The sequence below is a fragment of the Hydrogenovibrio sp. genome (assembly GCF_049975065.1).
Classification (GTDB): Bacteria; Pseudomonadota; Gammaproteobacteria; order Thiomicrospirales; family Thiomicrospiraceae; genus Hydrogenovibrio.
This window is the reverse complement of the sequence record NZ_JBNGDN010000001.1, coordinates 125541-132812: the sequence shown is the minus strand read 5'-3', so window position 1 is coordinate 132812 and position 7272 is coordinate 125541. Positions and strand designations below refer to the sequence as shown.

The following is a 7272-nucleotide window of genomic DNA, read 5'->3' as shown; positions in this document are numbered from 1 at the left end:
GCCCGAAGGGAGTCGAACCCCTAACCGCTCGGTTCGTAGCCGAGTACTCTATCCAGTTGAGCTACGGGCGCATATCGAAATGAACTGCGTATGTTAGGGAGTTAAGAACATTTTGTCAAGCCATTTTCAGTGCTTTTAATGCCTTTTCCCATCGCAATTTTAAAAGCCGTCAAACATCACAGCTTTTGAAATGAAATGGCGGTGGACTAGGGATTCGAACCCCAGGTAGGCTACAAACCTACAACGGTTTTCAAGACCGCCGCCTTCAACCACTCAGCCAGTCCACCAAAACAGGTGCGTATTATAGAAGGCTGCCGGATAATTGCAAGCCTTAACGTGTTTTTTTACTCTTTTTTACAAACTTCACCCCTTGCACCCCAATTGTTGGCCGCTGGACTCACATTCAGTAAAAAAATAGGGGCGGTTATATTTGCCAGGCCTGGGGAATTGGTTTTTTGAACCACTGAGACACGAAGACACAGAGTTTTTTGAGTTTTTTGGGCGGTCAAGCGTATCACCCCAAGCACCCCACTGTCATCTCGACCGACGTGGAGGGATCTCAAACCGACAAACACAAACCGATCAAGCCGTGCAAACCCGCTTGAGACCCTTCGACTCCGCTCAGGGTGACTGCGTTTTTGCTTAGAATGATAGCGCTGTTTGCCAAGTTTGACGAATAGGGCTAGCAAGCCCTTTCGGTGGTTATAAACAGTCTGCGCCGCCCAAATACGGACGCAAGACTTCCGGCACGGTAACGGAACCGTCTTCGTTTTGATAGTTCTCCAACACCGCCACCAGCGTGCGCCCGACAGCCAAGCCGGAACCGTTCAGAGTGTGCACCAATTGCGGCTTGTCTTGCCCGGTACGGAAACGCGCTTTTAGGCGGCGCGCCTGAAAATCCTCAAAGTTGGAACAGGACGAAATTTCACGATAGGCCTGCTGCCCAGGCAACCACACTTCCAAGTCATACGTTTTCGCGGCGGAAAACCCAATATCGCCACTGCAGAGCGCCATAACTCGATAAGGCAGCTCCAGTTTCTGCAGAATGGATTCCGCCTGTTGTGTCAGATTTTCCAGTGCTTCGTAAGACGTATCAGGATGGACGATGTGCACCATCTCGACTTTTTCGAACTGGTGCTGACGAATCAAGCCTTTGGTATCGCGCCCGTAGGAACCGGCTTCGGAACGGAAACACGGCGTATGCGCCGTCAGTTTTAACGGTAATTGTGCTTCGTCGATGATTTCGTCACGGAATAAATTCGTCACCGGCACTTCAGCGGTCGGGATCAAATACAAATCGCGATCCGAGGTATCGTGTTCTTCATGTTTGTCGATCTTATAGGAGTCGGCTTCGAATTTCGGCAACTGGCCGGTGCCGTAGAGACTGTCCTGATTCACCAGAAACGGCACATAAACTTCTTCGTAACCGGCTTCGGCATGGGTGTCGAGCATAAACTGGGTCAAGGCGCGTTGCAGTTTCGCCATTGGCCCTTTCAGCACCGAGAAACGGGATGAGGTGATTTTCACCGCCGCGTCGTTATCGTACCAGCCGCGCGCTTCGGCCAAATCAACGTGGTCTTGAATGTCGAAATCGAATTCACGCGGCTGCCCCCAGCAGCGCAGTTCCACATTATCGTCTTCGGATGCACCCTCCGGCGTGGAATCATGCGGTAAATTCGGCATGCTGGCGTAGATGTTTTCCAGCTCGGCTTGAATGGCGTCGGATGCGGTTTTTGCTTCTTCCAACTGGTCGCCAAGGTTCGCCACTTCGTCCAATAACGGTTGAATATCCTCTCCCGCCGCCTTGGCCTTACCGATCCCTTTTGAACGGCTGTTACGCTCGGCCTGTAGATCCTGGGTTTTCACCTGCAGTTCTTTACGCTGGGCTTCCAGCGCCTCAATGCGTGCCACATCGACATCGAAGCCGCGCGTTTTCAGTTTTTCGGCCACCGTTTGCAAATCGGCTCTCAGCAATTTTGAATCTAACATGGAATCATCTCTAACAATTGATAAAAGGAAATTGGGTTCATATTCTACGCACTGAAAAAATGTTTGCCAGTTAAAATCCCCAGCCACACCGCCAGCAAAGCGGATACAACACTCACCCCAATATTGAGCATGGCTTTGGTCACCTCGCCGGCTTGTAGATACGAATAGGTTTCAAACGAGAACGTCGAAAAAGTAGTGAAGGCTCCGAGGAAACCGACAATCAAAAAAGAGCGCATTTCCACCGACAACTGCACCTTATCAATCATCAGAATGGTCAAGAGTCCGAGAATAAACGAGCCGAATACATTAACGGTTAAGGTGCCCCAAACAAAGTCTCGACCCAACCAGTGATGCACCTGATTGGACACCACAAACCGCGCCATCGCCCCTAAAGAACCGCCCAGCCCAACGGCGATCAACTGCCCAATGTGCAGCGTTTGCATCAGATTTCTCTCCGTTTGATTGAGGATTGCGCGTCCATTTGTTTGAGGCGTTGCATCTTATCTAAGATTTTAATTTCCAGCCCCCGATTAACGGGCTGATAATAATCGCGTTCCCGCATTTCTTCCGGAAAATAACATTCACCGGCGGCGTAAGCGTCGGGTTCGTCATGGGCGTAACGGTAGCCTTCGCCGTAGCCCATGTTCTGCATCAGCTTGGTCGGTGCATTACGCAAATGCAACGGCACATCGTAGGAACCGTGTTCTTTAATGTCCTTCAAGGCCGCTTTATACCCCATGTACACCGCATTGGATTTCGGTGCCACCGCCAGATAAACCGCTGCCTGCGCCAGCGCCAAATCCCCTTCCGGCGAACCGAGCCGTTCATAGGCTTCCGCCGCATTCACCGTGACTTCCAAGGCACGCACATCGGCATTGCCAATGTCTTCACTGGCCATGCGAATCAAACGGCGTGATAAATAGCGTGCATCCACGCCACCGTCCAACATCCGTGTTAGCCAATACAAGGCGGCATTCGGGTCGGAACCGCGCACGGATTTATGCAAGGCGGAAATCTGATCGTAAAAGGCTTCGCCACCTTTGTCGAAACGCCGCACGCCGCCCAGCACCACCTCACGGCAATTGGCTTCGGTCAAAACCACCCGACCTTTATACCCTTCAGGGTGTGGTGTCTTCTCTTCTTCACGGAACTCGGCAAAATCCACCGCCTGTTCCAACAAGTTCAGCAAACGACGCGCGTCACCGTCGGAAAACTGAATCAGCGACTGCTTGGCCGCGTCTTCCAACACCAGCGTTTGCGCCATTTCATCGCTCATCAAGCGGACGGCGCGGTCCAAGACTTCCGCCAAATCCTCGTCGTCCAGCGAGCGCAAGAAATACACCCGCGCCCGCGATAACAAGGCATTATTCAACTCAAACGATGGGTTCTCGGTGGTGGCACCGATGAACACAAAAGTGCCGTCTTCCACAAAGGGTAAAAAGGCGTCTTGCTGGGCTTTATTAAAACGATGCACCTCATCCACGAACAGCAACGAACCTTCCTGAAATTGGGAACGATGCAGTTTGGCCTGCTCGACGGCGGCACGCACGTCCTTCACGCCATCCAACACCGCAGACAAACTCAAAAACTGCAAACCGGATTGTTTGGCAATCAACCGCGCCAAAGTGGTTTTTCCGGTGCCCGGCGGCCCCCAGAAAATCATCGAATGCATGCGCCCAGATTCGAACATTTTTGACAAGGCGCGCCCCGGCCCGAGCAAGTGCGTCTGCCCGACAAATTCGTCCAGTGCCTGCGGCCGCAAACGGTCGGAAAGCGGTTGATAAACGTGGGTTTCCATGACGTTAGTCTCTATCCCCCTAAGGTAATGGCTGACCAATGACATCCACACCTCTGGGCGGCACAAAGTCGAAACGACTGGCCTGAACGGGCTGATTCTGTTGAATGTCCCGAAAGCGCACCTTGGTAACGTTTTCCGGCGACTGGTACATCCAGATTTGCGTCATTTGGCCATGAGCAATTGCCACCTCTAAACTTTGAAAAAAGGTGCCGTCTTTCGGCTTGAGATTAAACCAGCTTTCGCCGTTGCGTACCTCACCCGGAATAATATCGAAGCGTTCAGCAAGCGGCTCTTGATAAATCAGCCAACTCAGCGGAAAATCCGCCTCCACCGAACTGAGCGGTCGCACCGTGGCTTGATCCAGATCGACATCGTACACCCAGACATTGCGTCCGTCGGAAATGATTTTCTGCTCATCTGGCGATTCATACACCCAAAGCAATCGCCCAGGACGCTGCATAACGAAATAGCCCTTGGAACGGTTCATTTCAAACAGGGCTTCGTCCGGTTGGGTCTGTTCAAACTCGGCACTGTAGGTGTGCAGCGACGCCACAAACCTTTCCAGCACAGCCATCTCGGATTTTGCCGCCCAAATGTTCTGAGCCATGCTCATCCACAGGAGCCCGACCCACAGTGCCCCCACCCATCGTGACAACGGCAATTTCATTGTTGTTATCCTTTTTAAGTCCGCCAGTGCCTTTGCGGAAAATCGCCAGGCCTGGTCAATTCTTGGAATGACTTTCCTCACGGAAGAATGGCTTTCTTCACGATCAGTCATGCGATTTTGGTGCCAGCACGTCCCGATTGCCATTGGACTTCATCGACGAAACCACGCCAGATGATTCCATGGCTTCGACAATGCGCGCCGCTCGGTTGTAACCGATTTTAAACTGACGCTGCACCAACGACACCGACACACGCTGGTTTTCCACCACAAACGCCACCACCTCATCGTAAAGCAAATCCTGTTCGGCGTCTTCGGCCAGTGTATCGTTATTGTCCTGCGGCATCCCTTGCGTAATTACCTCCAGATACTGCGGCTCCCCTTGAGATTTCACAAAATCGGCGACCTTGTGAACTTCTTCATCGGTCATAAAGGCGCCGTGCACTCGCTTAGGGCTGCCAGTGCCCGGCGGCATGAACAGCATATCGCCCATGCCCAGCAACTGCTCGGCACCGCCCTGATCGAGAATGGTGCGCGAGTCGATTTTGGTGTTGACCATAAACGAAATTCGCGTTGGAATATTGGCTTTGATTAAACCGGTAATCACGTTCACCGACGGCCGCTGAGTGGCCAAAATCAAATGAATCCCCGCCGCTCTTGCTTTTTGCGCAATACGGGCAATCAGTTGCTCCACTTCTTTACCGACCACCATAATCATATCGGCAAATTCATCCACCACCACGACAATGTAAGGTAACGGCTCCAACGTCGGCGGTGGCTCACTCATTTCGTGACCGTAATTCGCCGGCTGCTGATACAAAGGGTCTAGAATCGGTTCACCTTTTTCGATTGCGCCTTTGACCTTGGCATTGTACCCAGCGATATTACGCACCCCGAGTTTGGCCATTAATTGATAACGACGATCCATTTCAAACACGCTCCAACGCAAAGCATTGGCCGCTTCAGACATATCCGTGACCACGGGCGTCAACAAATGCGGAATGTCCTCATAGACTGACAATTCCAGCATTTTCGGATCCACCATAATCAAGCGTACTTCTTCAGGCGTGCTCTTATACAACAGACTCAAAATCATGCTGTTCACCCCCACCGACTTACCGGAACCGGTGGTGCCCGCCACCAGCAGATGCGGCATTTTAGCAATGTCTGCCACCACCGCCTTACCGGCAATGTCCTTGCCCAGCGCCACGGTCAGCGGTGATTTGGATTTTTGGAATTCATCGGAGGAAATCACTTCGCGGAAACTGACTACTTCACGCTCGGCATTGGGAATTTCAATGCCCACCACGGATTTTCCAGGAATAATGTCCACGACACGCACCGACTTCACCGATAACACCCGCGCCAAATCTTTGGCCAGATTATTGATCTGACTGACTTTAACACCGGGTGCCGGCAAGACTTCAAAGCGCGTCACCACCGGCCCAGGCTGCACCGCTTCCACACTGACCACCACACCAAATTCCTTCAACCGTTGTTCCAGCAGTTCGGACAGCTCGGTCAATTCCGACTCGGAAAAACCTTCTTCATACTCGGGCACCGGGTCCAACAACTCTACCCCCGGCAAGGCACCACCGGCGGGCAAGGGTGCATGACGGCTGGCAACCGCCTTTTTCCCGACTTTCACCGAATTAGAAACCTTGCCGGAATCGGCGACGTCATTTCGTTCTGGCTTGGCCGCCACATCGTCCAAATGCCCCAAATCAATGGAAGGCTCATTTTTAGGCTTTTCCGCTTCGACTTCATCGCCGTAGCTTTCCAACAGCGCCCGACTCTTCGCCTTCACCTTCTCAGCCAGAGTTTCAACCACTTTCGGCTTATTTTTTCGCAGGGACGACCCTTCGCCATCGGCACCGGAACCCGTCGCCCCGACGGGAGATTTCGAAGGCAACGTCTTGGCGGCATTGGCTTGTTCAGCCTGGTTTTGGCGTTTCGCCGCCTGCTTGGCGGCCTGCTTAGCGGCTTGTTGCTGCCGAAGTTTCGCCCACCACGCCTGCAACCGAAGCTGCACTCGATCGATCAGTTTCCACGCCCAGAGTCCGGTAAAATCGACAATGGTAATCCAAGAAAAACTGGTCAACAGACTGAACGCCATCGCAAATACAATCAACAACACCAAGGTGGCACCCAGCAGGTCAATTTTATCCACCAAGAAAGCACTGACTTCGTAACCGGAAACACCGCCGCCGGAAAATGGCAATTCAATTAGACGGTTATTTGGCTCAAGATACAAAGCCGCCAGCCCTGCTCCGGATAAGATGAATAATACCAAACCACTGACACTGAATAAAAAGCGTGCATAGTCCATTTCGGACCCGGCGCGAATCTTTAAGGTGACGATTCCGGCCACAAACAGTCCGAATGGCAGGGCAAATCCGAAAACACCGAAAATATACAAAATAAATGAAGACACCCAAGCGCCGGTGCGACCACCATAATTTTGCACCATCTGGCCTTCATTGACCGTATCAAACCCCGGATCACTCGGCTGATAACTGAATAACACAATAAATAGAAAGGCGGATAGCCCGATGCACGCCAGCAAAATCGCATCTTTCAAAACCCAATGAGCGCCGTTTGAAGACGACTTGCCCTGCGTTGATGTGGCGGATTGTTTTTCGGACGATTTTGCACCTTTCGAGTCGGCTGCCTGAGAGGATTTTGGTTGTTTGAATCCCATACCGCTTGATTTCACCTGATTATGGTTCGGAATGCTGAAGTAACACTGGCGCACGTTACGCGCCCGACAGATTAAAGTGAATACGCCATAAACCTGACAAAAATCAAGGTTTCCCGACAC

Annotated in this window: 5 protein-coding genes and 1 tRNA gene; all 6 read right to left on the bottom strand. The window is 52.1% G+C overall.

The features are described from left to right. Positions 1–196 precede the first annotated feature (196 nt). The 6 genes from ACP5D0_RS00660 to ACP5D0_RS00635 all read right to left on the bottom strand — a co-directional run bounded on the left by ACP5D0_RS00660 (position 197) and on the right by ACP5D0_RS00635 (position 7152). Positions 197–287: transfer RNA gene (locus ACP5D0_RS00660), tRNA-Ser, on the bottom strand. Between the two features lie 415 nt (positions 288–702). Then, a complete protein-coding gene (gene serS / locus ACP5D0_RS00655; protein ID WP_472363616.1) occupies positions 703–1989 on the bottom strand; it encodes a serine--tRNA ligase in 1287 nt (428 codons plus the stop codon). Between the two features lie 44 nt (positions 1990–2033). Beyond that, on the bottom strand, positions 2034–2432 hold the full coding sequence (gene crcB / locus ACP5D0_RS00650) for a fluoride efflux transporter CrcB (protein WP_472363615.1): 399 nt from the start codon (positions 2430–2432) through the stop codon (positions 2034–2036). Next, entirely contained in the window at positions 2432–3787 is a 1356-nt protein-coding gene (locus tag ACP5D0_RS00645) for a replication-associated recombination protein A (RefSeq protein ID WP_472363618.1), read from the bottom strand. The genes crcB and ACP5D0_RS00645 overlap by 1 nt, the downstream gene beginning before the upstream one ends. Positions 3788–3806: 19 nt before the next feature. After that, positions 3807–4454, bottom strand: a complete 648-nt coding sequence (gene lolA / locus ACP5D0_RS00640; RefSeq protein ID WP_472363614.1) for an outer membrane lipoprotein periplasmic chaperone LolA — start codon at positions 4452–4454, stop codon at positions 3807–3809. A 103-nt stretch (positions 4455–4557) separates the two neighbouring features. After that, a complete protein-coding gene (locus ACP5D0_RS00635; protein ID WP_472363613.1) occupies positions 4558–7152 on the bottom strand; it encodes a DNA translocase FtsK in 2595 nt (864 codons plus the stop codon). Positions 7153–7272: the final 120 nt, after the last annotated feature.

What these genes read in the sequence shown, in the direction of transcription:
- serS (WP_472363616.1), bottom strand. Translation starts at nt 1,989, where the DNA reads ATGTTAGATTCAAAATTGCTGAGAGCCGATTTGCAAACGGTGGCCGAA.
- crcB (WP_472363615.1), bottom strand. Translation starts at nt 2,432, where the DNA reads ATGCAAACGCTGCACATTGGGCAGTTGATCGCCGTTGGGCTGGGCGGT.
- ACP5D0_RS00645 (WP_472363618.1), bottom strand. Translation starts at nt 3,787, where the DNA reads ATGGAAACCCACGTTTATCAACCGCTTTCCGACCGTTTGCGGCCGCAG.
- lolA (WP_472363614.1), bottom strand. Translation starts at nt 4,454, where the DNA reads ATGAAATTGCCGTTGTCACGATGGGTGGGGGCACTGTGGGTCGGGCTC.
- ACP5D0_RS00635 (WP_472363613.1), bottom strand. Translation starts at nt 7,152, where the DNA reads ATGGGATTCAAACAACCAAAATCCTCTCAGGCAGCCGACTCGAAAGGT.